Raw genomic sequence first — 25,835 nt, forward strand, 5'->3', positions numbered from 1 at the left:
ATTAACTATAAGCGCGTCGCTCCCTCTGCACCTGGACAATAATCTCATCAAGTGATTGGCTAAGCATAATTACGTCCAAATGCTGAAGGCTTTCATTCAATAGAGCCGCTTCTATCATCTTTTTACGCAACTGCTCCATCTGTGTGATTAATTGCTTGTCCATATTCTTTGTCCACTCCATCTTCCTGTAATCAGGGACATTATACGACGAAACATAAAAAAAACACTGTCATATTGAGTCGACGGAATTATTACAATTGTGTTACAAAAAATATTACATAGCTGCTATCAAAGCAGTAACAAGTCCCAAAAATTGGGACTTGACTCGTTCTGTCGTTTCCATAACTTCCCCATGTGACAAAGGCTGATCCAAAATACCTGCGGCCATATTGCTTATACAAGAAATTCCAACGACCTCAATTCCCGAATGACGCGCAGCTATAACTTCCGCAACAGTCGACATTCCGACAGCATCGGCGCCAAGAACTCTCAACATTCGAATTTCTGCTGGCGTTTCGTATGTAGGACCAAGCAGTCCCGCATAGACTCCTTCACGCAGCGTGAAGCCTTGGGCTGTTGCAATATCGCGTGTAATTTCTCTTAATCGTTTGCTGTATGCTTCGGACATGTCAGGAAAACGTACGCCTAACTCATTATCGTTCGGCCCGATTAGCGGATTTTTTCCCGTAAAATTAATATGATCGGAAATCAACATCAGGTTTCCTGCTTCATAATTAGTATTGATGCCGCCCGCAGCATTGGTTACAAGCAATGTCTTTACGCCTAATGCCTTCATGACGCGAACCGGGAAAGCTGTAAGCTCCGGACCATAGCCTTCATACATGTGAAAACGCCCGCGCATGAGCAGGACCGTTTTTCCCGAAATCGTTCCGATTAACAGCTCGCCTGCATGGCCCTCTACCGTCGAGATCGGAAAATATGGAATGTCATGATATTGAATCGATACGGCATTTTCCAAGTGGTCACCTAACACGCCAAGCCCCGAGCCCATAATTAAGCCAATCTCCGGCCGCTGCTCTGTTTTTGCTTGAATATAGGCTGCCGCTTCTTTTATATGTGCTGCCGTTAGTCCTGGTGATGTAATTGTAGTCATTTCAATTCCTCCTAAAATAAATTCAGTAACTCATTAATACCCTAATCCGCTGTTTTTTAAGCTTGTTTTTCTACGATCAATTCCGAGAGGAAGCTTCTTCCATTCGGAGGTGCCTGAACACCGAAATTATCAGCTATCGTTGCGCCAAGATCCGAGAAGGTTGAACGAACTGGAAGTAGGCCCGGCTCATTAAACGCAGGGCTGTATAAAAGAATAGGCACATATTCACGGGTATGGTCTGTACCTGGATGCACAGGATCATTCCCGTGATCGGCTGTCACGATAAGAAGATCTCTCTCGCCCAATTGCTGCTCCAAAGCAGGTACCGCCTGATCAAATTCCTCTAATGCGGCAGCATACCCTTTTGGATCGCGGCGATGTCCGTAAAGGGAATCAAAATCAACAAGATTAGTGAACAAAAGACCTTTAAATGGCTGCTTAAGCTGCTCAAGCGTTTTTTCGATTCCATCGGCATTGCTTTTTGTAGGCGACGAAGCCGTTATACCCTCGCCATCAAAGATATCATTAATTTTGCCAATCGCGATGGAGTCAAAGCCTGCATCCTTCAAAGCGTTTAATACGGTAGGCTGCGGTGGCTTCACTGCGTAATCATGTCGATTCGGCGTGCGCTTGAAAGCGCCAGGCTTGCCTATGTATGGCCTTGCAATGACACGGCCGACCGTAAAACGGTCATCCATGGTGAGCTCTCGGGCAATTTCACAAGCACGATAAAGCTCTTCAAGAGGAATGACATCCTCATGGGCAGCAATTTGAAACACGCTATCTGCCGATGTATAGACGATCCAAGCGCCTGTTTCCATTTGCTCCGCTCCAAGCTCGTCCAAAATCTCTGTACCGCTAGCAGGCTTATTGCCGATCACTTTCCGTCCTGTGCGTTCCTCAAAGGGAATAAGCAGCTCTGGAGGGAAGCCCTCGGGGAAGGTTTGAAACGGAACCGTCAACTTCAGACCCATAAGTTCCCAGTGCCCCGTCATCGTATCCTTTCCTACCGAAACTTCGGCCATTTTTCCATAATAAGCAGTTGAAGATTCGGCTGCTGGCTGCCAATCATGAATCGGAGCGATTCGGTCTAATCCCCATCTTCTTAAATGCGGAAGCTTCGTAGTTTGTACACTCTCCACGATATGACCAAGCGTATGGGATCCTAAATCCCCAAATGTCTCCGCATCAGGAAGCTCGCCAATTCCCACGCTATCCAACACAATTACCGTGATGCGATCAAATTTCATATGTATGATTTCCTCCTCTGTGTCTAATCCATCATTGCTCCCCTGCCTTAAGCGCGCGGATGAGCACGGTTATACGTATCCTTTATACGCGTTGTGGATACCTGCGTATACTTAAGCGTAGTCGAAATATCGGCATGTCCGAGAAGCTCTTGGACCGCTCTAATATCCGCCCCGTTATCCAGTAAGTGCGCAGCTACAGAATGCCTAAGGGTATAAGGGGTAATATCCTCATTGATTCCCGCTTCCTTCGCATGCTTCTTTATCGTCTTCCAAAATCCTTGTCTTGTCAAACGCGTACCTAAATGATTTAAGAATAAAGCAGATTCCGATTCTCTTTCCGTCAATAATTCAGTTCTTCCCGAATCGAGATAATCAGATAATGCTTTTGATGCCAACCGCCCAAAAGGAACAATTCGCTCCTTAAGGCCTGTGCCAATACATTGAATAAATTCCAGCTGCATGTTGATATGTTCAATATTCAGTGCCACAAGCTCAGATACCTTAATTCCCGTGGCGTAAATGAGCTCCAGCATCGCTTTATCACGTTTACCTGCTGCGCTGGCACTGTCAGGCGTCTCAAGCAATGTGCTGGTGACAGCGACACTCAATATGCTTGGAGGCTTTTTTTCCTGCTTAGGCGCTTCCATATAGATTGATGGGTTAGACAAAATATAGCCCTGAGCGACTAAGTAGTGAAAAAAAGCCCGGACAGAAACAATATGCCTTGAAAGCGTCGCGGCTTTTCTACCCTGCTCCTTCAAATGAAGCATATACCTTGAAATAAGATGTCTTTGTACGGCAGTAATATCATTAATGCCTTGCTCCTGCACATAAAGAATAAACTGATTCAAATCCCGTTCATAAGAAGATAGGGTATTTTCGGACAACCTTCGTTCCGTTCGCAAATAATGTATATAGTGATTTAAATGAGCTTTCATTGGACTCCCTTTCACTTAAGACACACGGCATGGTTAACCATACTTTTCTACAAAAATATTCAACATTCGACTCTATTAATCCTGCTTGCATGGATTTTCTGTACAATCTGCACAAAGAGCTACTCGCCGTACCAATAAAACCATCGGAGCCGATCAGCAACATCTTTGGTATCGGGTGAATCCGGATCTGTGAGAAAAACCTTCATTGCAGCCCCTTTCGGTTCGCGATAAGGGTGTACAGGCGATATTGCATCCGCAAGCCAGCGGTAGCCGCCGGTGACAACGAAAAGCAATATGGTGAAAACTACAATAAAAACGATACGGCTCGTCCATCTGCGGATCGAAAAAACCATACAAACCAGCCTCCTTAGCATGCCGATACGATTGTTCATCCGTATCACCATATGAGGAGGCTGGCACGAATATGCCATTAATCCTGCAAACCTTCGTAAGGCACGCTGTCCAACCATTTCTCAAGCGGTACATACGGAAGACCGGTTGCTGCGGCAACAGGCTCGTAGGTCACTCTGCCCGCATGCGTATTCACACCTTTTTGCAAAGGTATGCTTTTTCGAACAGCTTCCATGCCATGGCTTGCCAAATCGAGCGCATAAGGTATCGTTACGTTCGTTAAAGCAAACGTAGACGTCCGCGGCACTGCTCCCGGAATATTAGCAACCGCATAATGGACGACGCCATGCTTGATGTAGATTGGATCCTTGTGCGTTGTCGGCCGATCGACTGTCGCGATAGAGCCGCCTTGATCAACCGCTACGTCTACGATAACCGAGCCTTTCTTCATAGCTTGCACCATGGGCTCCGTTACCAAGTGAGGCGCGCGCGCTCCCGGTATGAGAACCGCTCCAATGAGTAAATCAGCTTTGGAAACCGCTTCGGCAATATGGTAAGGACTAGACATCAGCGTACGAACTCTCCCGCCAAAAATGTCGTCCAAATATCTCATTCGGTCAGCGCTTCTTTCCAGAATGACGACATTGGCCCCCATGCCTAATGCGATTTTTGCAGCATTTGTTCCCACAATCCCGCCGCCTATAATTACAACCTCTGCCGGTGGAACGCCAGGCACTCCTCCAAGCAGTACGCCTCTCCCTCCATTAAATGCTTCCAGGAATTGCGCCCCTACTTGAACGGACATTCTTCCCGCCACCTCACTCATTGGAGTTAAGAGCGGCAGACTGCCATTGGCCAGCTGAATCGTCTCATAAGCAATCCCCGTGACACCTTTATCAATCAGCGCCTTCGTTAATTCGGGCGCTGCTGCCAGATGCAAATACGTAAACAGCAGCAGTCCCTCGCGAAAATAAGCAAACTCCTCCGCAAGCGGTTCCTTCACTTTCATAATCATTTCGGCACGTGCCCAAACCTCCGCAGCGGTCATGATAATCTCGGCACCCTCACGTAAATAATCACTATCTTCAAATCCGCTGCCGCTGCCCGCCCCAGATTCCACAATCACTTTATGACCGGCAGAAGAAAGTACGGTTACGCCTGCAGGGGTTAAAGCAACACGGTACTCACTTTGTTTGATTTCCTTAGGGACTCCCACAATCATATCTAATACCTCCTTCAGGTTTATTCTAAATCAAGCGGCATAAAATATCGCTTTCTATGTTGTATGAGAGTTCGAGACGGAATGATCGTCCATTTGGAGAAGAGTTATAGCAAAATGTTCGCTCAGCATTTGTTACGTTTCTATACTTTGTTATATTTCAAAAAATATGTGTGCTCGTGCAACAATCATATATGTGTAAAATGGCTAATCCCACAGACTATGTAAGAAAATGCTTGAATGTCGGTACCTTATAAAATGCCAAAACGGCTTTGCCGTCCAGTTATGCTGGGCAGCCAAGCCGTTTAAGTGTGATTTTCATTAGGGTTAGCAATATCGTTTTTCTCTTTGCAACGACGACAAATGCCTTGAAAGTCAAGACGATGGTCGATGACAAAAAATCCGTACTCCTGCTCTAGCCGTTCTTCTAATGGCAAAAGCCAATCTTCTTTAATCTCATCCATTGATCCACATTGCACACATATTAGGTGATGGTGATGATGTTTGTTGCTGTCCGTACGCAGATCGTACCTGGCTACCCCATCGCCGAAATTCAATTTTTCGACAACATGCATTTCGCTTAGCAATTCCAATGTCCGATAAACCGTTGCAAGTCCGATTTCCGGGGCCTTATCCTTTACTAGCATAAATACATCTTCAGCGCTCAGGTGGTCGTCTTCGTTCTCTAACAAAACACGCACCGTTGCTTCGCGCTGCGGGGTTAATTTGTAGCCCTGCGACTGCAACTGTTGTTTAATTTTCTCAATCCGGGCTTCCATGATTTCCCCCCTACCACATGTCTGCGCCTATTTCAGGAAACGTTACCTCTCATTATAGGTGCTACCATGCAGTAAAGTCAAACATTTTGGTGTCAGATTGTGGCGCTCGCAGACGAAAGCAGCGGTGAAACCCAGCTGATTAATGCAGGTGAAATATACGCTTCAAACAGGGCTGCGCCTGCAAAAAAGATCAGCATCAGTATGGCCGTAGATGTAAAGGAGCCCAGCTGGGGAGCAAGCTCCCCCTTCTGCATAAGAAGCCTATTCTTGATAACAAACATGGAGAACGAAATCGCAGCCGCACTCATAATGACCATTGCCGGAACAGCTATCATGTTTTGCGGGGCAATCGAGACCAATGAAAATAGTACGCCTTTCCATGCATATTGATTGATGAGTGTTCCTACCGAAAATCCGACCAGTGCTCCCTTTAAGAAATTAAGGGCTAGCACCCCTGGTATGCCAACAACTGTGATGCCCAAAAGCCACAATAACAGCAGCCATTTGCTGTGGAAGAAAAAACGATCCCAAAAGGAATGGGCCGCTCCTGAACCAATGCCGTCATTCATGAGCTGAACATATTGATCGACGTCTTGTGCAAGCTCCTGCTGCTGCTCAAGCGTAAGAGCATTGACCATTAACGCTCCGAAAATAACACCCACGACAAAAAGTACGGATACGAATACATACAATGACAATTGATTTTTTATCATGGTCACCAAACCTTTCACGATTGTGGAACCCAGCCCTTTATAAAGGATTTCTCCCTGCCCTCAAGGGTTATTATTTTTAAGAGCTATTCTAAGAGCTATTCGAACCCACCCAAACCCTCCCTTCCAAGGGAGGGCCCCAAGGGTTGCACCCTCTGGACACCCGCAATTCGACTAACGTTGGAGATCATCCGGCATATGTAACCTTTGTTTACGGAGGAGCGCTTTCGTCCCTGGGGGACACGCTTAACGTTTGATGGACGAGATTGGGCTACTCTTACGGATTAATACCAATATATCTTTAAGAGTTTCAAACCCCGTCAAAACCTTCCCTCCAAAGGAGGCCTCAAGAGTTGCACCCTCTGGACACCTGCAATGTAACAGGAATTTCTCCAGCTATTTCGTTGGTATCAGCTGAATTTATGCGATTAACTGGAAAAACTCCTTCTAAACTTAATCAGCTGATCCAATTTAGCATAATTCAGCTTATTTAGATGGGGAATTTCCAGTTAAACGAAACAACTAAACCACCGAAGCGTGATTAACGGTATATTTTCAAGTTAATTGCTCTTGAACTACATCTGCTGTTCTCAAAATAGAAATTTATAGTTAAAACTAAACTTGGAGTCTATTTTATTTTCATCTATTTCAATAATCATCGATTTCCTCATATGGGTAAAACATCGAAATTTTACAAAAAGGGGTTGTCTTTTTTATTGTATTGTATGAAGAGTTATAGCGGGGTATGACGGGTATGTAGATAGAAAAGAAGGTCGGCTACAGCCGACCAGTTAGAATATATAGTTTCCATGCATAGACTGCCAAAATCGTTTTGGCATCACTGATACGACCCTCTAGTATGTAGGCTTCGGCTTGCTCTAGTGTAATGGCTTCAACTTTGAGATCTTCATCGTCGTCCGGGTTTTGCACGCCTTGCTCTACCTTGTCCGTGAAATAGATATATAGTTTCTCATCAGCGAAACCTGGGGAGGTGTAAAATGCGCTCAATAGCTTCAGTTCGTTGGAGCGGTAACCCGTCTCCTCCTCAAGCTCGCGAGCTGCAGCCGTTAACGGATCTTCTCCAGGGTCTAGTTTGCCTGCAGGAATTTCGATTTGAAATTTTTCAAGCGGCTTGCGAAATTGCTCAACCACAAGGAGCTTTCCGTCTAATAATGCCATAACGGCAGCCGCTCCGGGATGCTTCACGATTTCTCTTGTCGCTGTTCTGCCATCCGCAAGCGTTACGGTATCAACCTGCAGAGTTATCATTTTACCTTCAAATATAGGCTCAGTATGAATGGTTTCTTCACGCCATAGAACAGTCGGTTGTTGCTCTTCCAATCGTAATCTCTCCCTTAATTGTTGTTTGTTTACTGCGCATAACTTGTCCAGCCGCTGCATAACTATCATTATATCAAAACGACAGGGGCGAATAATATGAAACAATACATTGCGTTGAATCATTTACGATTAGTAGGTAAAGGTTGGGAAATTAAGCATCAGCTGCGCAAACTATCTGCTTCATCTTTATCCAAGACACCTATGTCCGAATATACAGGCGTTATCAGCGTGCGCCGTGTTCCTTTAGAGAAAACAAATTAAATCCGTCTTATAAAGCAAAAAGACAAAAACCCTCCATCCGCGTTCAGCCTAAGCTGAGCCGTATGAATGAAGGGCTTTCTGTCATGTTCGGCAAGCTAATGCATTTCAGCAATCGGCGAAAAATCTTTTTCGTTTAATTATTCAGCTTGTGCTGCCTGCTTAATGATTTCTACCACAAGCTCGGTCGTTTTGACTAAGTCTTCGACCTTAATTTGTTCTTTCGTTGTATGAATATGTTCGTAGCCAACGGCCAGATTGACCGTAGGAATGCCTAAGCCGTTAAAAATATTCGCATCGCTGCCTCCGCCCGAGTGGAACGTGCGCGGTGTGCGGCCGATAGCGATGATCGCTTTTTTCGCCAATTGTACGACTGGATCCTCATCATCATACTGATATGCCGGGTAAATTACTTCGCTCTCCAGCTCTCCTCGCGCCCCAAACTCTTCCGCTGCGCTTTCTACCGCTTTTCGCATCGCTTCGATTTGATTGTCCAGCTTATGCTGTACGATACTTCTTGCTTCAGCATCCAGCTTTACATAATCACACACGATATTTGTAGCGCCTCCGCCTTCAAAACGGCCAATGTTCGCAGTTGTCTCCTCATCGATACGTCCAAGAGGCATTCTTGCAATCGCCTTTGCCGCAACTTGAATAGCGCTTATGCCATCCTCTGGATTGACACCTGCATGGGCCGAACGACCATACATTTTAATCGTTACCTTCGCTTGTGTCGGTGCTGCTACAGCAATATCCCCTATCGCTCCGTTCGAATCCAGGGCATACCCAAACTTCGCTTCTAGCTTTGATGAATTCAGAGAGCGAGCGCCCAGTAGTCCTGATTCTTCACCGACTGTAATAACGAATTGAATGCGCCCATGCGGCAGCGATTGCTCCTGTACAACACGAATAGCCTCAAAAATCGCGGAAATACCGGCTTTATCATCCGCGCCTAAAATCGTCGTGCCATCGCTCCGTATGTAACCATCCGCATCCAATTGCGGCTTAATGCCAACGCCTGGCGTAACGGTATCCATATGACAGGTAAAAAATATAGTTGGCGCTGCTTCCACACCCTCAGCTTCCCATATGGCAAACATGTTTCCTGCTCCATGACCTGTCTTAGCTGCCGCATCATCTTCACTAACCTTTAAGCCAAGCGCCTCAAATTTCAGTTTAAGCACACGGCTGATTTCTTGTTCATTTTTTGTTTCGCTATCCACTTGTACTAATTCCATAAATTCATTCACTAATCGGTCTTTTGCAATCATTAACGTTTCCTCCGTCCATTACTTTCGTATACAATAGAGTAAATGACAAGCTCAGAACATTCGATGATGTTCCAAATCAAGAAAGGGGTTTTCCTAATGCGCAGACAACGTTTGATTAGACTCGTTGCCATTTTAGTCGTAACCGCACTCATTGTAACAACCTTGTTGGCCGGTATTGGCTCGCTATTTCTTTATTAAATCCAATTCACATTTAAATTCTCTGACAAAATGAGGGAGCAGCTGCTTGGCCGCTTCCTCTACCGATAGCTCGAGACCCGTTAAATCATTGAAGGAGGTTACTCCGTATTGTTGGATTCCGCAGGGAATGATCCCGCTAAACCCCTCCTCAGCAATCCCTGATTTAATATTGAGCGCAAAACCATGACTTGTAATAAAGCCCCGCCGATGCCGGGCTTTATTAAATTTCACTCCAATGGCTGCAATCTTGAGATTGCCAACCCACACTCCAGTATATTCCGGCTTTCTGCCTGCATCTATACCATACTCGTTAAGCCAATTAATAATGACCTGCTCCAGGCTTCGCAAATACGCATGTAAATCAAGACCCTCGGCTTCCAGATACAGAAGCGGATAGCCCACCAGCTGCCCTGGACCATGATACGTAATGTCTCCGCCGCGATCGATTTGGAACAAAGTAATTCCGCGTTCCTTAAGCTGCGCCTCATCGAGGAGCAAATGTTCTGGATGCTTGTCGGAGCCCATCGTATAAGTAGGCGGATGCTGAAGAAGGAGCAGCGATTGTTCCCGCTCCTCCTGGTCTATTTGCTTTACGTATGCTTTTTGCAGCTCCCACGCCTGAGCGTAATCGAGCATGCCGATATAATGGGCATCCAGCCGTCTCAAGCTTTTTGCGTTATCCGCTTCAGCCATGATGGTGTTCCCCTTTTCTAATACAATTTGCTTTCTAAATTAAAGCTTTCCAAATTATCCTTAACGCGCTGTAAGAAACGTCCGCAAATGACACCGTCCAAAATCCGATGATCAAGAGATAAGCATAAATTAGCCATGGAACGAACCGCAATCATATCATTAATGACAACAGGGCGCTTCACGATCGATTCAAACGTCAAGATTGCAGCCTGCGGGTAGTTGATGATCGGATAGGACAAAATCGAGCCAAACGAGCCCGTATTATTAACGGTAAAGGTACCGCCTTGCATATCAGACAAAGTCAGTTTACCTTCTCTTGTCTTACGGGCAAGCTCTTCGATTTCTTTAGCCAAACCTGCAACGTTTTTGTGGTCGGCATTTTTGATAACGGGCGTAAGCACGGAATCTTCCGTTCCTACAGCTAGAGCGATATTAATATCACGCTTCACTATTATTTTGTCTACCGCCCACATCGAATTCATGATCGGCACATCTTTAATCGCATTTACGACTGCTTTGAGCAAGAATGCTAAATAAGTTAAATTAATGCCCTCACGCTTCATAAAGTCGTCCTTAAGCTTGTTTCTAAGCAAAACAAGATTAGTCACATCCACTTCAATCATCGTCCAAGCATGTGGAATTTCAGTCACGCTTTGTCTCATGTTGCGTGCAATCGTATTGCGAATAGGCGTTACATCGATGAAATTATCTCCGCGGCCTGTTCCGGACGCACCCTCCACCTCAATTTTCGGAAACTTTGGTGTTTCCGTCAAGTGAAGACCAGAGGAGCGAACCTGTGCTGCTGCATCTACTGTACGTGGCGCCGGTGCTGCGTTATTTCCGCCTGATGACTGACTTCCCTTGCCTGCACCAGCTTCAAGATACGCAAGAACATCCTTGCGTGTAATGCGCCCACCTAAACCTGTTCCGGGAACATCGGTCAGACGGATTGCATGTTCGGCTGCCAGCTGCTGTACGGCAGGTGAGAAACGATTGCGCATAGGAGCGTCTTCTACTACAGCTTCGTTTGTTTGAGGTTGCGCTGCATGTTTCGATGGAACCGACTTGGTCTCCTGACCGGCATTTCCTGCGGATCCTTCTGTTTCGATAATGCAAATAGCTGTGCCAACTGGAACAGTCTCGCCTTTGCTTACCAAAATTTCCACGAGCTTGCCTGCAACGGTTGAAGGCAATTCCGCATTTACTTTGTCTGTAATAATCTCGCAGACCGGTTCATAGATATCGACCCAGTCACCTGGCTGCTTCAGCCATTTATCAATTGTGGCCGATACGAGCGATTCCGCAAGCTGCGGAACGACGATTTCCGTCATAGTTTTCATAATTCACATCTCCCTACTGGCCCAAGCGTAAACGGCTACTGCCGTCCTCTGGCGGCGCAGCATACGTTTCGCGGTGACATATAAGCTTAAACCTTATATCTTCTAGTATTCTAATAGAGCGCTAGCTGACGCATCGCTTCTTTTACTTTTTCTTTATTGAGCATAAAAAATTTCTCGCCTGGCGGGTTGATCGGCATCGCCGGTACATCTGGTCCGCATAGTCTCATAATCGGTGCATCCAGCTCGTAAAGCAGCTCTTCGGCTATAATTGCGGACACCTCAGCACCAACGCCGCCTGTCTTATTATCTTCGTGGATAATGAGCACCTTACCAGTTTTCCGAACCGCTTCCAGAATCCCCTCTTTATCGAGCGGCTGAAGCGTACGCAAATCAAGAATATGAGCGCTTATGCCTTCGCCTTCGAGCTCAGCCGCAGCCTGCTCTACAAAATGAAGCGGCAGACTATAACCGATAACGGTAATATCGTCGCCTTCGCGAAGAACATTTGCTTTCCCGATAGGAACAATATAATCATCATCGGGAACCTCGCCTGTGATCAGCTTATAGCATTTTTTATTTTCAAAATAAATCACTGGGTCAGGATCACGCACAGCGGCCTTCAGCAAGCCCTTTGCATCATAGGCCCGGTATGGAGCAACGATTTTGAGGCCTGGTGTACCGAAAAACACGGATTCCGGACATTGTGAATGATACAATCCGCCAAACACGCCGCCTCCGATTGGCGCGCGGATAACAAGCGGACAAGTCCAGTCATTATTGGAGCGGTACCGTATTTTGGCCGCTTCGCTAATAATTTGATTCGTCGCCGGGAACATGAAATCGGAATACTGCATTTCTGCTATTGGCTTCATGCCGTACATTGCCGCACCGATCGCAACGCCAGCAATAGCAGACTCTGCAAGCGGTGTATCAAGCGTGCGCAGCTCGCCGAATTGCTCCTGCAGACCTTTGGTCGTTGTGAATACGCCGCCCTTGAGACCAACGTCCTCCCCGAGTACGAAGACATCCTCATCGCGTTCCATCTCTTCTTTCATCGCTTGCCGAATGGCGTCAATATATTCGATTACTGCCATTATTCCTTACCTCCTTGCTCAGCATCATCCGCATAGACATGCAGCAATGTAGATTCCGGCGTCGGGAACGGCGCTTTGTCGCCATATTCAGTAGCCTCATCAAGCAGCTTGCGAATTTTGGCTTGAAGCTCAGTCTCAAGCTCCTCGTTCCAAATACCGCAATCTATTAGGTATTGTTTATATTTAGGTATGCCGTCTTTCGCCCGGTTAAGATCAACCTCTTCCTTCGTGCGATAAGCCAGATCATTATCTGATGTTGAATGTGGAGAGATCCGGTACATTAACGCTTCAATTAGCGTCGGGCCTTCACCAGCAATGGCGCGTTCACGCGCATCCTTGACTACGCTGAAGACTTCAAGCGCATCGTTGCCGTCTACCTGGAAGCCGGGAAAGCCATAGCCGATCGCACGATCAGCGACCGTTCCAGCCAGCTGCTTATGTACAGGCACCGAAATGGCGTATTGATTATTTTCGCACATGAAAATAACGGGCAGCTTGTGTACGCCTGCAAAGTTGCAGCCTTCATGGAAGTCGCCTTGATTGCTTGAACCTTCACCAAAAGTTACAAAGCTGACCAGTGACTTATTTTTCATTTTCGCAGCAAGCGCTATGCCCACCGCATGCGGTACCTGTGTGGTAACTGGACTTGAACCTGTTACGATTCGGAGCTTCTTAGAACCGAAATGGCCCGGCATCTGGCGCCCGCCGCTGTTTGGATCTTCTGCTTTGGCGAATACTGATAACAATAAATCACGCAGCGTCATGCCAACAGAGAGCACAAATCCATAGTCACGGTAATAAGGTAAAAAATAATCGTTTTCACGATCAAGCGCATAAGCTGCGGCTACCTGAGCCACCTCTTGGCCTACTCCAGAAACGTGGAAATTAATTTTGCCGGCGCGCTGCAGCAGCAGCATGCGCTCATCAAACTTACGTGCGGTCACCATAGTTGCGTACATATCAATTGCTTGCTCATCGCTAAGCCCTAATTCCAAATGACGAACATTTTGCCCAGTGGAAGCAGATTGGGTCATAAGGTGTTCCTCCTTTTTTAAACTCTATTATAACCTGGTACTAAGACTTGATCATATATATTATAACTCCATTTGATTCAAAAAGAAAACAGTCTTCCTTAGAACGATATTGCATTGCCATCAACCGCAAGCATCGCTTCACCAAGCGCCTCTGCAAGCGTCGGGTGTGGATGGATCATTTGTCCGACTTCCCAAGGCGTTGCGTTTAGTACGCTTGCCAGCGCAGCCTCTGATATCAAATCAGTGGCATGGGCGCCTATCATATGAACGCCAACGATGTCATTCGTCTTCCGATCGGCTATTACTTTTACGAAACCATCCTTCTCTCCTAATACGAGAGCTTTGCCGATCGCTTGGAACGGTATTTTTCCCGTTTTGATATCATGACCTTTCGCCCGGGCTCCATCCTCTGTTAAACCGTAGGAAGCGATTTCGGGACGAGAGTAAATACATCTTGGAATGAGATGCGCCTCTACAGCTGCCGGCTTCTCACCGCTTATATGCTCAGCCGCAATTAGCCCCTCGTGTGCAGCAGCATGCGCGAGCTGAACGCCGCCTATGACATCACCGATCGCATAAATATGCGGCTCGCTCGTTTGACCGAACGCATTGACTTCAATCATGCCGTTTATTGTGCGGATATCCGTGTTTTCAAGGCCGATTCCTTCCACATTCGCTTGACGGCCAATAGAAACCAGTAGTTTCTCGGCCGTTAGCACGACATCTCCATCCGTTGTAGCAGCTACGATAGAAACTTCACCGTTCTCACCTTTATACTGGTCAGTTTGCAGCTGTACGCCTGTAAGTATACGTACTCCCCGCTTGCTCAAAAGTCTAGTAAGCTCCGCAGACACCTCAGTGTCCTCACCTGGCAGCAAACGTGAACCCGCCTCCACCAACGTGACTTGTACACCGAAATCCTGCAGCATTGAAGCCCACTCAACGCCGATTACGCCTCCGCCGACAATAATGATTGAGCTCGGCAGCTCGTCCATCACAAGCGCTTCGTCACTAGACATAATGTATTCACCATCCGGTATCAAACCTGGCAGTGAACGGGGTCTTGAGCCTGTCGCAATAATGAGATTAGTTGAAACAACCGATTCCATTTCTCCATCTGGCAGCTCTACCGCCAACGAACCGCTGCGAGGTGAGAAAATGGAAGGTCCGATTACTCTTCCTTTGCCTTGAATAATTTGAATCCCGTTTTTCTTCATCAAGCTTTTAAGTCCGCGGAACAGCTGATCTACTGTTTGCGCTTTGCGGTCCTGCACTTTCCCGAAATCCAATGAAATAGCTCCATCAGCGACTTGAATGCCATATGAGCTTGCTTCAAGCAAGGTAGAATAAACCTCCGCACTGCGCAGCAGCGATTTACTTGGAATACATCCTTTATGTAAGCAAGTGCCTCCGAGTTTGTCCATTTCAATAATCGCAACCGATTTCCCTAATTGAGCAGCACGAATGGCCGCCGTGTATCCGCCAGGTCCGCCCCCGAGTACTGCTACGTCTACCTGTATTGCCATAATATCATTCCCTCCGTCATTACCTTCAATATATGCTGGTGTTGCCTATTCTTTTCATCCCAAGAAGTGCCCATTGGCATTGTAACATGACATTCATCCCTATTGTACCTGTTTTTACCGCTGAAGGCATCGTCGTTTATGAAATAGACACTCTTAGCGTAAAAAGGTATGATAGAGCTAACTGTATATTTTGACCGATAAGGAGACACTGTATTTATGAAATTAGTTGCTGCCCGATTTATTGCAATCCTCATGTTGGTAATTCCCGGCCTGCTTGCATGCTTTGGTTTTTTAAAAATGAAAGATTCTATATTCGTTTATTTTTCTGAATTTGGTGACACAACCATTACGCCTGATTTTGAATGGCTGAAATTTTTACTCGGCTTTATTATGTTCGCGGCAGGCGCAGGCTTTATCGCAGGCTGGACTTTTTTCCGGGATCGAAAACGCAATTATGTAGCTCCACGCTTCAAACAGAAGCGACCTCGCCCACCAAAACCGCAAAGCTAATTTATTAATAACTTAAACCGCCAAACAAGGATCTAAATGATCCCTGTCTGGCGGTTTTTTCATTTGATTGCATGCTAATGGCTACTCCACGTAATCCAGCATCTGCAAGTATGCTTTGGGTACCATATAGGAAGCAGCAAGTTCTGTCTTGTCTGACATCAAAAACATTCTGACTAGCGAGCTGCTTGTTTGCATGTAGTGCGTATAGGGCGATAAGTAAATCGTATCCGCCATCGTCGTATTTCGGATATATTGCTCAAGCTGCAGCTCATATTCAAGATCCGTCGCATTCCGGATACCCCGAATGACTACGTTAATATCATGTTTATTAATATAATCCGCTACTATTCCCTCATAAGGAATAATTTGCAGCTTTTCGTCCTGTGGAATGGACAACGCAACAAGCTCTGTTCGCTGTTCAATTGTAAAATGATGTCTTTTTGAACGGTTGTTTGCAACTATAATGTGAACCTCGCTAAATAATTGAAAAGCTCTCTCGATAACAGATACATGGCCAAGCGTAATGGGATCAAAGCTCCCTGCATATACCGCTCTCATCCTGTCACCTCTATTCGATTAATTTACATTGCGATGATGATTATTAAATAAAATTACATTTGTCAGCATTCCATTTTATGATCTCTAAATACATCAGGATTATGATAAGACTATCCTAAGAAGAAGAGGTGCAAAGATGATCATCGTGTTCGACGTTACCGTAGATGGTAAAGTAAAAGAAACGATTCAGCCAAAGACACAACGCCTAAAAGAAATTCATAGCTTTATAAAAGCAGAATCTACGGGATTAATCAAGAAATATGGAAGCAATGTTTATTTAAACAGAAGAGTTGTTTACAACTAAGGCATCCTGACAGGGCCTTTTTTTGTTTTTACGGAATCTATTTTCGTATCGAAAACAGAAAAAACCGAGACAATAAATGTCCCGGCCTCCGTCGTGATATCAGTATCGTTCACCTTCAAGATCTGTAACCCCTTACAAATCCCCCTCTTACTCTCAGCTTACTTTATGCTCAATCCGCAGCTTATCAGCCACCATCGCAATGAATTCCGAGTTCGTAGGTTTTGATTTGCTAATATTGATTGTATAACCGAACAGGTGTGAAATACTGTCGATATTGCCGCGCGTCCAAGCGACTTCGATCGCGTGACGGATCGCACGTTCTACGCGGGATGGTGTAGTTTTGAACTTTTCGGCGATAGCAGGATAAAGTGTTTTGGTAATTGCGCCAAGGATTTCGATGTTGTTGTACACCATCGTAATGGCTTCACGCAAATATTGGTACCCTTTAATATGCGCTGGTACACCGATTTCATGAATGATGCTCGTAATATTGGCATCCAAATTTTTCCCTTTAGCAATGGGAACAACATTTGACTTCAGCGAAGAGGAGCTCGTCGTGAAGCTGCCTGTTGAGGAATACGTTGGATTCCCAGCCAACTGACGAATACGATTAGCTAAAATATCCATATCAAATGGCTTTAAGATATAATATGAGGCACCAAGCTGTACAGCTTTTTGCGTAATATTTTCTTGACCAAAAGCAGTCAACATAATGATTTTTGGCATTGGGGATAAATTCATTTCTTTCAAACGCTCGAGAACACCCAGTCCGTCTAAATGAGGCATAATAATATCAAGGATAAGTACATCTGGAACCTTTCTTGTTTCCTCCAAATGTCTAAGAACCTCTTCTCCGTTGTACGCGACTCCACTCACACTCATATCACTTTGTTCTGATATGTATTCCGATAACAGGTTAGTAAATTCACGGTTGTCATCTGCTAATAATACTTCGATCTTATGCAAGTTGTGGTCCTCCTCTAAATGATATTGATGATTACGCTCACTAGTTGTCTGCTTAAAGTTTTCGACATGTGAAGTTGAATTCCTTCTGTCGAAAATTATTTTTCTTTATTTTTTTATGGCGATTCGATATAATAAAAAATTTATTACATGGAATGATTCGATTCGTTCTTCTTCGACAAAATTCATGGCCATTCCGTTCATTCACGCGGTTTTTAATTTAGCTGGGTTTCTTCATAAAAAAAACGTCTGCTTTAGCTTAGTATCAGCTTAAGCAGACGTTTTGTTATCAAACGTTAATTATGCAGCTTCACCGATATATCCATTTGCTGATTTCAACAGTACACCTGCATCTTGAAGCATCCACTCGATAAAGCAGCCATAACCAGAAGAGGGATCATTGACGAATACATGGGTTACAGCTCCAACTAACTTGCCATCCTGTATTATGGGGCTGCCCGACATTCCTTGAACAATACCACCGGTCTTACTCAACAGACGCTTGTCCGTTATTTTGATAACCATGCCTTTCGTTGCCGGACCAGATTGCTTGGATACGTGAACGATCTCGATATCAAAGCGTTCAACCTTCTGTCCATTCACAACAGTCAAAATTTGCGCCGAACCTTCTTTCACATCTTCGGCAAAAGCGACGGGAACCGATTTCTCGCTGTAGCTATGCGTTGGAACTTCATTCATTTTGCCGAAAATACCAAATGGAGTATTACGCTCCACATTGCCTAATATTTTGCTTTCTTTCACAAAATGCGCTCTTTTTTCTCCCGGCTCGCCATTTTGGCTTTTGTTAATAGACGTAACGCTGGACTGTAAGATCTGGCCTTCTCCAACATCGATAGGGGTTTGCGTGTCCATGTCTGTAATTACATGCCCGAGTGCTCCGTAAACTCCTTGATCAGGAGCATAAAAAGTCAGCGTGCCTACTCCCGCAGCCGAATCACGGATATACAAGCCTAATCTCCAAGCCTTATCCTCCGCATCAAAAACGGGGTTCAGGAGCGTTTTATTTAACTGCCCGTCTCGCTTGTAAGTGACCTCAAGCGGCCGCTTATCATTGCCAGCCTTCTCACTTAGCTCTGCAACCCTGTGAACTTGATTAATGCTTGTTCCATTGATCTTAACAATCAAATCACCTAGACGGAGTCCTGCGGCCTCGCCTGGGGATTGCTTCATCCCGTCACTTCCAGCCACTTGATGATGACCTACAACTAAAATGCCGGATGATTTGACTTTGACGCCAATCGTTTGACCTCCTGGAATAACACGTAAATCAGGTACCACATTAACTTTTACAGTTTTAAATGGAATTTTACCAAATAATTTCACTTTCATCTTGGTTTGACCACTTTGACTCGACTGAAGTKACAGTGGTTCGTTCAAATTTACGGATAAAGAATGACTGGTTGATCCGTTAATCTGAAGCATTTGTGGGTCGACCGTTACTTCTGCATGAACGGGCACTCCGTATTGTAATCGTTTCAGCTGCCCGGAGAATAAACGAAGTTCATTCGGGATTGCGGCAAAATGTTGAAACGGAGTGGAGCTTCCGATCACGCAAATGAAGAAAACGAGAACTAGGCCAAACCATCGCTTCCTTTGACTGGAGTTCAATGATTTCACGCTCCCTGTAATTCCATCGCATGACGAAAAAGGTTAAGTCGCCATTGGCGTACCTTTAAGTTACCCTCACCCGCATGTTTTATGTCCGCAAAAAGATTCCCGAATTGGCTTCCATTACGCCCCCTTCTGTCTATGAGCCAAATCAAGCATTTCTTGTGCATGATGCCTTGTTTTTTCCGTAACTTCCACACCGCCGAGCATACGGGCAAGTTCATCAATGCGTACTGTATCAATTAGCTCGCTAACAGAAGTCGAAGTTCTTGCTCCAATAACCTGTTTGCGAATTTCATAATGATGATCGGCCATGCATGCCACTTGAGGCAAGTGAGTAATCGAGAAAACCTGGCACTTTAATGCGAGCTTAGACATTTTCTCTGCAATGGCTTGTGCTGCCCGTCCGCTAACTCCTGTATCAACCTCATCGAAAATAAGCACAGGGACTTGATCAATTTCCGCAAAAATACTCTTAAGGGCGAGCATAATTCGTGACATTTCTCCACCGGAAGCAATCTTACTTAGCTGCTTCATCGGTTCGCCCGGATTAGTGGAGAGCATGAATATCGCTTCGTCCATGCCATTCGAATGAAGACGAATTTGCTTCGTCTCACCGGAGCCTCCGACAGTGGTATCAATTTGGACACAGAACTTCGCGGATGGCATTTGGAGCTGTCTCAGCTCATTCTCAATCGCCTCAGACAGCTTTGTAGCAGCATGTTCTCGCAGCTGAGATAATTCCTGTGCTAATACCAAGGCCTGATCGTACAGTTTTGTTTCTTCTAGACGAAGCTCCTCAAGCAGCTGGTCTCGATTTTCTATTTTGTCGCGATCAATTATTGTCCGATCTAAATAAGCCAAAATATCTGGAATCGTCTCTCCGTATTTACGCTTCAAACCATTGATCAAATCAAGCCTGTCTTCCACTTGTGAAAGCTGATCAGGATCAGAATCAATTCCATCTCTATAGTCCCGCAGCTGGAATGCAGCATCCTCTGCTTGATAAAAAGCAGATTGCAGCTGTTCTAGCAACGGGTTTAATTTAGCAGGATCATAGGTTTGAATATCGATCAGTTTCGCAACTGCCTTACTGACCATATCAAGCCCTTTGCCTCCATAAAGCAAATCATAGGCCTCAGAAACCGAATCCATTCTTTTCCCCGCGTACATTAGCTTGCGCCGTTCTTCAGCTAGCAATTCATCCTCTTGCGGCTTTAGCTGTGCGTTCGTGATCTCCTCAATCTGAAACCGATAAAGATCAAGCATTTGCACATTATGTCTGGTCGAGTTTTCTAAATCCCGTAGCGAAGCCCTTGCCTGCTGCAAACTACTGAATACGCTGCGATAAATTTGTTTGCGTTCGATGAGCAAATCGCCGGCAAACAGATCAAGCCATTCCAAATGCTGCTCTGTACGAAGCAGCGATTGATGCTCATGCTGGCCATGTATGTTTACAAGACATTCGCCGATTTCCCTTAGCATGGTCATTGTAACGAGCTGCCCATTCACTCTGCTGCTGCTCTTCCCGTGTGCTGAAAGCTCTCGTCTAATGACCAGCATCTCTTCACATAAAGCATGCACGCCCAGTTTGTTAAGCACACCCCATACCGGATGGTTGCCTTGAAGATCGAATAAGGCCTCCATCTCAGCCTTGTCACAGCCATATCGAACCATGTCTGCGGAGCCTCTGCCGCCTACCAGCAAGCTAAGTGCATCGATCAATATCGATTTGCCTGCACCTGTTTCTCCTGTCAACACATGAAAGCCATGATGAAAAGTAACGTTCACTTCTTCAATTACCGCTAAATTCCTTATAGACAACTCACGCAGCATGGTTAAATACCTCCCTTAGTTCAACAGCTCAAGTATTCGTTCTACGACTTCGCCGCTTTGCGTCTTCGTCCGGCAAATCATCAAAATTGTATCATCTCCGCATATTGTACCCATAACCTCTGACCACTCCATGTTATCGACTAATGCGCAAATCGCATTCGCAGACCCAGGCAGACACTTCATCACTACGAGGTTATCTGTATAGTCAATATGTACAAAATGATCAAACAAAGCACGCTTTAGCTTATGGATCGGATTTTGTTTTTGATGCTCTTGGGGAATGGAGTACTTGTACCTTCCTTCACCTGCGGGAACTTTGATGAGCATTAATTCCTTCATATCACGAGAAACGGTTGCCTGAGTTACCTGCATACCTGAGCCGCGAAGTGCCTCCACCAGCTCCTCCTGTGTCTCAATTATGCTATTGGTAATAATTTCTTTGATTCGATACTGACGAATCCCTTTCATGCAATAACCTCCGTGAATTATTATTCTGAGATGTGAAACGTGATTTTTCGAATGAGCTTTTCTTTCGCATCCACGAACAAAACACCGTCGCATTCCGGGAGAAGGAGCGAATACACAAGTAATCGGTCTCTCACTCCGCTTGGCGTCCAATCGATCGGCATGCGATCACGAGCAGTCTTCACGATGAACGTGTGATTATCCATTTCCGCAATATAGTCAATATATAACCGACTTCCCTTCCCAAGCGGAATATCATTCAGCTTGATCGGTATCGGCACTAAATGCTTGCCTGAGCTTACCTCATATCCTGCTTGCTCCAACAATATAATATTTTCATCATCTGCCGCAAGCGCGCCGCCTTTGCCTAGCTTTAAACGATTAACGCTCGCAGGTGCATGCAGCCATCGGTGAAAGACCCTAAACAGCCAGACCAAAAATAAACCGCCTGCAAACAGCATAATTATTAAATCCCCGTACGTCCCCATAAGCATCCCCCATTCGTAAATGGATTGTTATCTTAATCGTTCGCTATGCTGGGGGCTTTTTCCTTTATGCGGAGATCACCGAACGTTTGTTTGCTTTTCTATAGTTTATCAAAAGGTGCATACTGCTGTAAAGTAAAAAAGATGCCGGCAGCTAAAACACTGCTCGACACCTTCCTAGTTAACTATTATTTATTCGTAGTAAAGGTTTCATTCGCTTGTTTGACTAAATCAGCCAACGATTCATCGTTTGGAATTGCGGCATTCGGCTCAGCTGACCAAGTCCAATAAGCCAAAAACTCGATATTTCCTTCTCCTCCAGTAATTGGAGAGAAGGTGATATTCTGCAAAGAATAACCAAGCTCCGCTGCAGTAGTCAAAACCGTTCGGAGCACATCTCTATGCACGCCGGAATCGCGAACGACGCCCGATTTACCGACTTTCTCACGGCCAGCTTCAAATTGCGGCTTAATTAGCGCGACAATGCCGGAACCAACCGACAATAATGTAGATAATGCAGGCAATATATGCTTTAACGAAATAAAGGAAACATCAATGCTTGCAAACGTTGGCTGCGGACCTAACAAGTCAGCAGGCTGTGTATACCGGAAGTTGGTACGTTCCATAACGTGGACGCGTTCATCTTGTCTAAGCGACCAATCAAGCTGATTATAGCCGACATCAATCGCATAAACATAGGATGCCCCGTTCTGGAGAGCACAATCCGTAAAACCGCCTGTCGAAGCACCAATATCAAGCATTACGCGGCCGTTCAACTCAATCCCGAATACCCGTATGGCTTTTTCAAGCTTCAAGCCCCCACGGCTAACATAAGGATGAAGTGCGCCTTTAACCTTTATGTCCGCTGTTCTAGGTACTTTCATCCCGCTTTTGTCAACAGGCTCATCATTGACAAGAACAAGACCCGCCATCAAAGCGGCTTTTGCCTTTTCCCTGCTTTCATAAAAGCCGCGCTCAACCAGCAGCACGTCAATCCGTTCTTTCGCTGTTGTTGTCATCTTTCTCCCTCAGTCGTCACTGTTGTCCAGTAACCCGCTTCATACGCCTTGGATGCATTGTTTTCAATTCGGTAGCCACTCGCTCAGCAGTTAACCCGATTTCTTTTCTTTGTTCCTGAATGGTTCCATGCTCAACAAATATATCAGGCACGCCTATGATCCGAATTGACAATCCGTAAATGCCTTTAAGTGAATAAAATTCCAGCACTGAGCTTCCTAAACCGCCAAGCTCTGCATTCTCTTCCAATACGATCATATGCTTGCCCTCAGCTGCAAGGGCTAGTAGCATTTGTTCGTCAAGCGGCTTAATAAATCGTGCATTTACGATTTGAACGTTAATACCTTCACGCTTGAGAAGTCCTGCAGCTTCTTCGGCAACTTGAAGCATAGGACCGATGGCCAATATTACTCCTGAATCACCTTCGCGTACTGTTTCCCACTTTCCTATAGGAAGTGCTTGCGGATTGGGATCCATCTCTACGCCTAAACCCGCGATTCGAGGATAACGTACAGCGATCGGTCCGTCGTCGTAATCAACGGCTGTCTTAAGCATCTGTCTAAGCTCATTCTCATCCTTAGGCATCATAATGACCAAGTTGGGAATATGTCTCAAAAAAGAAATATCGTATACGCCATGATGCGTTTCGCCGTCCGGTCCAACAAACCCTGCACGGTCAATCGCAAAAATAACATTGAGATTCTGACGGCAAATATCGTGAACGACCTGATCGTATGCACGCTGCAAGAATGTCGAGTATACAGCAAACACAGGCTTCATGCCTTCCATGGCAAGCGCCGCAGACATTGTAGCCGCATGCTGCTCAGCAATTCCGACATCTATCATCCGGTTCGGGAATTTTGCCGCAAAAGGAAGCAAGCCAGATCCGCCCGGCATAGCCGGCGTAACAGCAACGATCCGATCATCCTTCTCAGCGAGCTCGATTAGCATTTGACCGAATACGTCCGTATATACCGGCGGGCCTACAGCCTTAACAACTTGGCCGGACTCAATTTTGTATGGAGTAATGCCATGCCATTTGAAAGAATCGGCTTCGGCAGGCGAATATCCTTTACCTTTAACAGTTAGTACATGAACCAGTACAGGTCCAGGCATCGAATCGGCTTGTTTCATAATATCGATCACTTGCTCAATATCGTGTCCGTCAACCGGTCCTAGGTATGTGAATCCAAACTGCTCAAACAAAATCCCGCTGACAAGCAAATATTTCAAGCTGTCTTTGAACCTTTCAGCCGTCTTGGCCAGCTTGCCACCAATTGCCGGAATTTTGTTCAATAACTGCTGAAGCTCGTCTTTCGCTTTATGATAATGACGATCTGTTCGTATTTTCCCTAAATAATGATGCAAAGCACCGACATTCGGCGCAATGGACATTTCATTGTCATTCAAGATAACGATCAAATCTTTTTTCTCATGACCGATATGATTAAGCGCCTCTAAAGCCATGCCGCCAGTAAGGGCGCCATCGCCGATTACGGCAACTACGCGATTGCTTTCGCCTTTCAAATCACGAGCTAGCGCCATTCCCATTGCCGCAGACAATGAAGTGCTGCTGTGACCGGCCTCCCAAACATCATGTTCGCTTTCAGCACGTTTGACGAAACCGCATAACCCTTTATATTTACGCAGCGTATCAAACCGATCCATTCGACCAGTTAAAATTTTGTGCACATATGATTGATGTCCAACATCAAATATGAATTTATCTTCAGGACTATTAAATAAATAATGCATGGCTAGGGTCAACTCTACAACTCCTAAATTCGGAGCGAGATGACCACCCGTAACGGAAAGCTTCTCAATAAGGAACTGACGGATTTCAGCGGCCAGTTGCTCTAGTTGAGCGGTTGTCAAAGCTTTCAAATCTTGAGGTCCGTTAATCTGGTCAAGCAGCACGTTACTTTCCTCGCTTTCGCGGACAGCTAATAAATACCGTCCCATGAACATCTACATTTTTCCTATTATAACATACTGCGATTTTTTTCCCAACCAAAATGGAAAAAGCACTTCATTCTCAATGGTCCCGTTGAACGAGATAATCCGCAATTTCAAGAAGTCGGTCTGGCATTTTAAACTCTGCTTCCAGTATGGACGACTTGGCTTCTTGGGTTAATCGCTCAACCTGAGCTTTGCTCTCTTCTATTCCGATAAGGAAAGGATAGGTTACCTTATTTTGTGCAACATCGCTATTCGTTTTTTTACCAAGCTTTTGCTCGTCTCCAATCAGATCGAGAATATCATCCTGAATTTGGAATGCAAGCCCGATATTGCGCCCATAACGAGCAAGAAGTTCAAGCTGTTTTTCCGTCGCCCCTCCGATACGGCCCCCTGCCGTTACCGAGAAAGCGATCAAATCGCTTGTTTTGTGAAGATGAATATATTCCAGTTCCTCAATGGAAGTAATACCTTGCTCGCCAAGCATATCGGCTACCTGTCCGCCAACCATGCCGGGTGCGCCAGCAAGCTTGGCTAAGTCCTCAACTATGGCAAGAGCAGTATCTGCGCCGACGCCTCCTTGACGTGCAGCCTGAGGAATAAGATGGAATGCGTGAGTAAGCAAAGCATCTCCTGCCAATATCGCCATGGCCTCGCCAAACACCTTATGGTTCGTCAGCTTGCCCCTGCGATAATCATCATTATCCATTGCAGGCAAATCATCATGTACCAGAGAATAAGTATGAATAAATTCAACCGCACAGGCAACAGGCATCGCAGCGTCAATGATTGTCGCTTTGCCATGTACCGCTTCGGCAGCCGAGAGAACGAGGGCTGGTCTAAGACGTTTGCCGCCAGCTTCTAACGAATAAATCATCGCTTCCCTTAGTCGCTCGGGAACATCCCATGAGCTAGGTAACGATTGTTTAAGCGAAGCTTCAATTTGCTGCGCGCATTGCGATAAATACGTTTTTATTGCGACCTTCTCGTTCAAGC

27 protein-coding genes are annotated in these 25,835 nt (G+C 45.6%); 3 read left to right on the plus strand and 24 right to left on the minus strand.

Annotated features, from left to right (window positions below):
• Position 1 precedes the first annotated feature (1 nt).
• From AC1DLI_RS01620 to AC1DLI_RS01660, 9 genes are all read right to left on the minus strand, one after another.
• Positions 2-163: an aspartyl-phosphate phosphatase Spo0E family protein gene (locus AC1DLI_RS01620; protein ID WP_364148984.1), complete on the minus strand. Its 162-nt coding sequence runs from the start codon at positions 161-163 to the stop codon at positions 2-4.
• A 111-nt stretch (positions 164-274) separates the two neighbouring features.
• Positions 275-1,114: a purine-nucleoside phosphorylase gene (locus AC1DLI_RS01625; protein WP_477599008.1), complete on the minus strand. Its 840-nt coding sequence runs from the start codon at positions 1,112-1,114 to the stop codon at positions 275-277.
• 56 nt (positions 1,115-1,170) lie between these two features.
• A complete protein-coding gene (gene deoB, locus AC1DLI_RS01630; protein WP_477599010.1) occupies positions 1,171-2,364 on the minus strand; it encodes a phosphopentomutase in 1,194 nt (397 codons plus the stop codon).
• Positions 2,365-2,411: 47 nt separating this feature from the next.
• The gene (xerD, locus tag AC1DLI_RS01635; protein ID WP_477599012.1) at positions 2,412-3,302 is read right to left on the minus strand and encodes a site-specific tyrosine recombinase XerD; all 891 of its coding nucleotides are present in this window, start codon (positions 3,300-3,302) and stop codon (positions 2,412-2,414) included.
• Positions 3,303-3,421: 119 nt separating this feature from the next.
• The gene (locus AC1DLI_RS01640) at positions 3,422-3,655 is read right to left on the minus strand and encodes a YqzK family protein (RefSeq protein ID WP_477599014.1); all 234 of its coding nucleotides are present in this window, start codon (positions 3,653-3,655) and stop codon (positions 3,422-3,424) included.
• Positions 3,656-3,732: 77 nt separating this feature from the next.
• On the minus strand, positions 3,733-4,875 hold the full coding sequence (gene ald / locus AC1DLI_RS01645; protein WP_477599016.1) for an alanine dehydrogenase: 1,143 nt from the start codon (positions 4,873-4,875) through the stop codon (positions 3,733-3,735).
• Between the two features lie 302 nt (positions 4,876-5,177).
• Complete coding sequence (fur, locus tag AC1DLI_RS01650) at positions 5,178-5,651, minus strand: ferric iron uptake transcriptional regulator (RefSeq protein ID WP_477599018.1); 474 nt, start codon at positions 5,649-5,651, stop codon at positions 5,178-5,180.
• Between the two features lie 92 nt (positions 5,652-5,743).
• Entirely contained in the window at positions 5,744-6,364 is a 621-nt protein-coding gene (gene spoIIM, locus AC1DLI_RS01655; RefSeq protein ID WP_477599020.1) for a stage II sporulation protein M, read from the minus strand.
• Between the two features lie 774 nt (positions 6,365-7,138).
• Positions 7,139-7,702, minus strand: a complete 564-nt coding sequence (locus tag AC1DLI_RS01660) for an NUDIX hydrolase (RefSeq protein ID WP_477599022.1) — start codon at positions 7,700-7,702, stop codon at positions 7,139-7,141.
• 96 nt (positions 7,703-7,798) lie between these two features.
• Between AC1DLI_RS01660 and mciZ the strand changes: the two genes are divergently transcribed.
• The gene (gene mciZ, locus AC1DLI_RS01665) at positions 7,799-7,963 is read left to right on the plus strand and encodes a Z-ring formation inhibitor MciZ (RefSeq protein ID WP_477599024.1); all 165 of its coding nucleotides are present in this window, start codon (positions 7,799-7,801) and stop codon (positions 7,961-7,963) included.
• A 137-nt stretch (positions 7,964-8,100) separates the two neighbouring features.
• Here the strand turns inward: mciZ and AC1DLI_RS01670 are convergent, their stop codons facing one another.
• The 6 genes from AC1DLI_RS01670 to lpdA all read right to left on the minus strand — a co-directional run bounded on the left by AC1DLI_RS01670 (position 8,101) and on the right by lpdA (position 15,116).
• Positions 8,101-9,231 carry a M20/M25/M40 family metallo-hydrolase gene (locus AC1DLI_RS01670; RefSeq protein ID WP_477599026.1) on the minus strand — a complete coding sequence of 377 codons (1,131 nt, stop codon included), beginning with the start codon at positions 9,229-9,231 and terminating at the stop codon, positions 8,101-8,103.
• Between the two features lie 183 nt (positions 9,232-9,414).
• Positions 9,415-10,122 carry a lipoyl(octanoyl) transferase LipB gene (lipB, locus tag AC1DLI_RS01675; RefSeq protein WP_477599028.1) on the minus strand — a complete coding sequence of 236 codons (708 nt, stop codon included), beginning with the start codon at positions 10,120-10,122 and terminating at the stop codon, positions 9,415-9,417.
• Positions 10,123-10,139: 17 nt separating this feature from the next.
• A complete protein-coding gene (locus AC1DLI_RS01680; RefSeq protein ID WP_477599030.1) occupies positions 10,140-11,462 on the minus strand; it encodes a dihydrolipoamide acetyltransferase family protein in 1,323 nt (440 codons plus the stop codon).
• A 110-nt stretch (positions 11,463-11,572) separates the two neighbouring features.
• Positions 11,573-12,556, minus strand: coding sequence for an alpha-ketoacid dehydrogenase subunit beta (locus AC1DLI_RS01685; RefSeq protein ID WP_477599032.1), 984 nt, complete (start codon positions 12,554-12,556; stop codon positions 11,573-11,575).
• On the minus strand, positions 12,556-13,590 hold the full coding sequence (locus tag AC1DLI_RS01690) for a thiamine pyrophosphate-dependent dehydrogenase E1 component subunit alpha (RefSeq protein ID WP_308996697.1): 1,035 nt from the start codon (positions 13,588-13,590) through the stop codon (positions 12,556-12,558). Before AC1DLI_RS01690 ends, AC1DLI_RS01685 begins: the two co-directional genes overlap by 1 nt.
• A 98-nt stretch (positions 13,591-13,688) precedes the next feature.
• A complete protein-coding gene (gene lpdA / locus AC1DLI_RS01695; protein ID WP_477599034.1) occupies positions 13,689-15,116 on the minus strand; it encodes a dihydrolipoyl dehydrogenase in 1,428 nt (475 codons plus the stop codon).
• A gap of 216 nt (positions 15,117-15,332) precedes the next feature.
• Between lpdA and AC1DLI_RS01700 the strand changes: the two genes are divergently transcribed.
• Complete coding sequence (locus tag AC1DLI_RS01700) at positions 15,333-15,626, plus strand: DUF2627 domain-containing protein (RefSeq protein WP_308996699.1); 294 nt, start codon at positions 15,333-15,335, stop codon at positions 15,624-15,626.
• 81 nt (positions 15,627-15,707) lie between these two features.
• On the opposite strand, the gene coaD is transcribed toward AC1DLI_RS01700, so the two are convergent.
• Entirely contained in the window at positions 15,708-16,184 is a 477-nt protein-coding gene (gene coaD, locus AC1DLI_RS01705; RefSeq protein ID WP_308996700.1) for a pantetheine-phosphate adenylyltransferase, read from the minus strand.
• Between the two features lie 136 nt (positions 16,185-16,320).
• On the opposite strand from coaD, the gene AC1DLI_RS01710 reads away from it, so the two are divergent.
• On the plus strand, positions 16,321-16,488 hold the full coding sequence (locus AC1DLI_RS01710) for a mechanosensitive ion channel protein MscL (protein ID WP_308996701.1): 168 nt from the start codon (positions 16,321-16,323) through the stop codon (positions 16,486-16,488).
• Positions 16,489-16,641: 153 nt separating this feature from the next.
• Here AC1DLI_RS01710 and spo0A read toward each other — a convergent pair whose 3' ends face one another.
• The 8 genes from spo0A to AC1DLI_RS01750 all read right to left on the minus strand — a co-directional run bounded on the left by spo0A (position 16,642) and on the right by AC1DLI_RS01750 (position 25,833).
• The gene (gene spo0A, locus AC1DLI_RS01715; RefSeq protein ID WP_477599037.1) at positions 16,642-17,454 is read right to left on the minus strand and encodes a sporulation transcription factor Spo0A; all 813 of its coding nucleotides are present in this window, start codon (positions 17,452-17,454) and stop codon (positions 16,642-16,644) included.
• 297 nt (positions 17,455-17,751) lie between these two features.
• Positions 17,752-19,080 carry a SpoIVB peptidase gene (spoIVB, locus tag AC1DLI_RS01720; RefSeq protein WP_477599039.1) on the minus strand — a complete coding sequence of 443 codons (1,329 nt, stop codon included), beginning with the start codon at positions 19,078-19,080 and terminating at the stop codon, positions 17,752-17,754.
• A gap of 123 nt (positions 19,081-19,203) precedes the next feature.
• Entirely contained in the window at positions 19,204-20,916 is a 1,713-nt protein-coding gene (gene recN, locus AC1DLI_RS01725) for a DNA repair protein RecN (RefSeq protein ID WP_477599041.1), read from the minus strand.
• Positions 20,917-20,931: 15 nt separating this feature from the next.
• The gene (ahrC, locus tag AC1DLI_RS01730; RefSeq protein WP_477599043.1) at positions 20,932-21,384 is read right to left on the minus strand and encodes a transcriptional regulator AhrC/ArgR; all 453 of its coding nucleotides are present in this window, start codon (positions 21,382-21,384) and stop codon (positions 20,932-20,934) included.
• 20 nt (positions 21,385-21,404) lie between these two features.
• A complete protein-coding gene (locus tag AC1DLI_RS01735; RefSeq protein ID WP_477599045.1) occupies positions 21,405-21,869 on the minus strand; it encodes a hypothetical protein in 465 nt (154 codons plus the stop codon).
• 185 nt (positions 21,870-22,054) lie between these two features.
• On the minus strand, positions 22,055-22,885 hold the full coding sequence (locus AC1DLI_RS01740; RefSeq protein WP_308996707.1) for a TlyA family RNA methyltransferase: 831 nt from the start codon (positions 22,883-22,885) through the stop codon (positions 22,055-22,057).
• A 16-nt stretch (positions 22,886-22,901) separates the two neighbouring features.
• On the minus strand, positions 22,902-24,851 hold the full coding sequence (gene dxs / locus AC1DLI_RS01745) for a 1-deoxy-D-xylulose-5-phosphate synthase (RefSeq protein ID WP_477599048.1): 1,950 nt from the start codon (positions 24,849-24,851) through the stop codon (positions 22,902-22,904).
• Positions 24,852-24,918: 67 nt separating this feature from the next.
• Complete coding sequence (locus AC1DLI_RS01750) at positions 24,919-25,833, minus strand: polyprenyl synthetase family protein (protein WP_477599050.1); 915 nt, start codon at positions 25,831-25,833, stop codon at positions 24,919-24,921.
• Positions 25,834-25,835 lie beyond the last annotated feature (2 nt).

The organism is Paenibacillus sp. 01T443 (assembly GCF_056398325.1).

What these genes read in the sequence shown, in the direction of transcription:
- lipB (WP_477599028.1), bottom strand. Translation starts at nt 10,122, where the DNA reads ATGGCTGAAGCGGATAACGCAAAAAGCTTGAGACGGCTGGATGCCCAT.
- AC1DLI_RS01685 (WP_477599032.1), bottom strand. Translation starts at nt 12,556, where the DNA reads ATGGCAGTAATCGAATATATTGACGCCATTCGGCAAGCGATGAAAGAA.
- AC1DLI_RS01710 (WP_308996701.1), top strand. Translation starts at nt 16,321, where the DNA reads ATGATCATCGTGTTCGACGTTACCGTAGATGGTAAAGTAAAAGAAACG.
- dxs (WP_477599048.1), bottom strand. Translation starts at nt 24,851, where the DNA reads ATGTTCATGGGACGGTATTTATTAGCTGTCCGCGAAAGCGAGGAAAGT.
- coaD (WP_308996700.1), bottom strand. Translation starts at nt 16,184, where the DNA reads ATGAGAGCGGTATATGCAGGGAGCTTTGATCCCATTACGCTTGGCCAT.
- deoB (WP_477599010.1), bottom strand. Translation starts at nt 2,364, where the DNA reads ATGAAATTTGATCGCATCACGGTAATTGTGTTGGATAGCGTGGGAATT.
- AC1DLI_RS01640 (WP_477599014.1), bottom strand. Translation starts at nt 3,655, where the DNA reads ATGGTTTTTTCGATCCGCAGATGGACGAGCCGTATCGTTTTTATTGTA.
- AC1DLI_RS01700 (WP_308996699.1), top strand. Translation starts at nt 15,333, where the DNA reads ATGAAATTAGTTGCTGCCCGATTTATTGCAATCCTCATGTTGGTAATT.
- AC1DLI_RS01735 (WP_477599045.1), bottom strand. Translation starts at nt 21,869, where the DNA reads ATGGGGACGTACGGGGATTTAATAATTATGCTGTTTGCAGGCGGTTTA.
- spoIIM (WP_477599020.1), bottom strand. Translation starts at nt 6,364, where the DNA reads ATGATAAAAAATCAATTGTCATTGTATGTATTCGTATCCGTACTTTTT.
- AC1DLI_RS01670 (WP_477599026.1), bottom strand. Translation starts at nt 9,231, where the DNA reads ATGATTGCAAAAGACCGATTAGTGAATGAATTTATGGAATTAGTACAA.
- AC1DLI_RS01625 (WP_477599008.1), bottom strand. Translation starts at nt 1,114, where the DNA reads ATGACTACAATTACATCACCAGGACTAACGGCAGCACATATAAAAGAA.
- AC1DLI_RS01680 (WP_477599030.1), bottom strand. Translation starts at nt 11,462, where the DNA reads ATGAAAACTATGACGGAAATCGTCGTTCCGCAGCTTGCGGAATCGCTC.
- AC1DLI_RS01690 (WP_308996697.1), bottom strand. Translation starts at nt 13,590, where the DNA reads ATGACCCAATCTGCTTCCACTGGGCAAAATGTTCGTCATTTGGAATTA.
- fur (WP_477599018.1), bottom strand. Translation starts at nt 5,651, where the DNA reads ATGGAAGCCCGGATTGAGAAAATTAAACAACAGTTGCAGTCGCAGGGC.
- recN (WP_477599041.1), bottom strand. Translation starts at nt 20,916, where the DNA reads ATGCTGCGTGAGTTGTCTATAAGGAATTTAGCGGTAATTGAAGAAGTG.
- ald (WP_477599016.1), bottom strand. Translation starts at nt 4,875, where the DNA reads ATGATTGTGGGAGTCCCTAAGGAAATCAAACAAAGTGAGTACCGTGTT.
- AC1DLI_RS01740 (WP_308996707.1), bottom strand. Translation starts at nt 22,885, where the DNA reads ATGACAACAACAGCGAAAGAACGGATTGACGTGCTGCTGGTTGAGCGC.
- mciZ (WP_477599024.1), top strand. Translation starts at nt 7,799, where the DNA reads ATGAAACAATACATTGCGTTGAATCATTTACGATTAGTAGGTAAAGGT.
- ahrC (WP_477599043.1), bottom strand. Translation starts at nt 21,384, where the DNA reads ATGAAAGGGATTCGTCAGTATCGAATCAAAGAAATTATTACCAATAGC.
- lpdA (WP_477599034.1), bottom strand. Translation starts at nt 15,116, where the DNA reads ATGGCAATACAGGTAGACGTAGCAGTACTCGGGGGCGGACCTGGCGGA.
- AC1DLI_RS01620 (WP_364148984.1), bottom strand. Translation starts at nt 163, where the DNA reads ATGGACAAGCAATTAATCACACAGATGGAGCAGTTGCGTAAAAAGATG.
- xerD (WP_477599012.1), bottom strand. Translation starts at nt 3,302, where the DNA reads ATGAAAGCTCATTTAAATCACTATATACATTATTTGCGAACGGAACGA.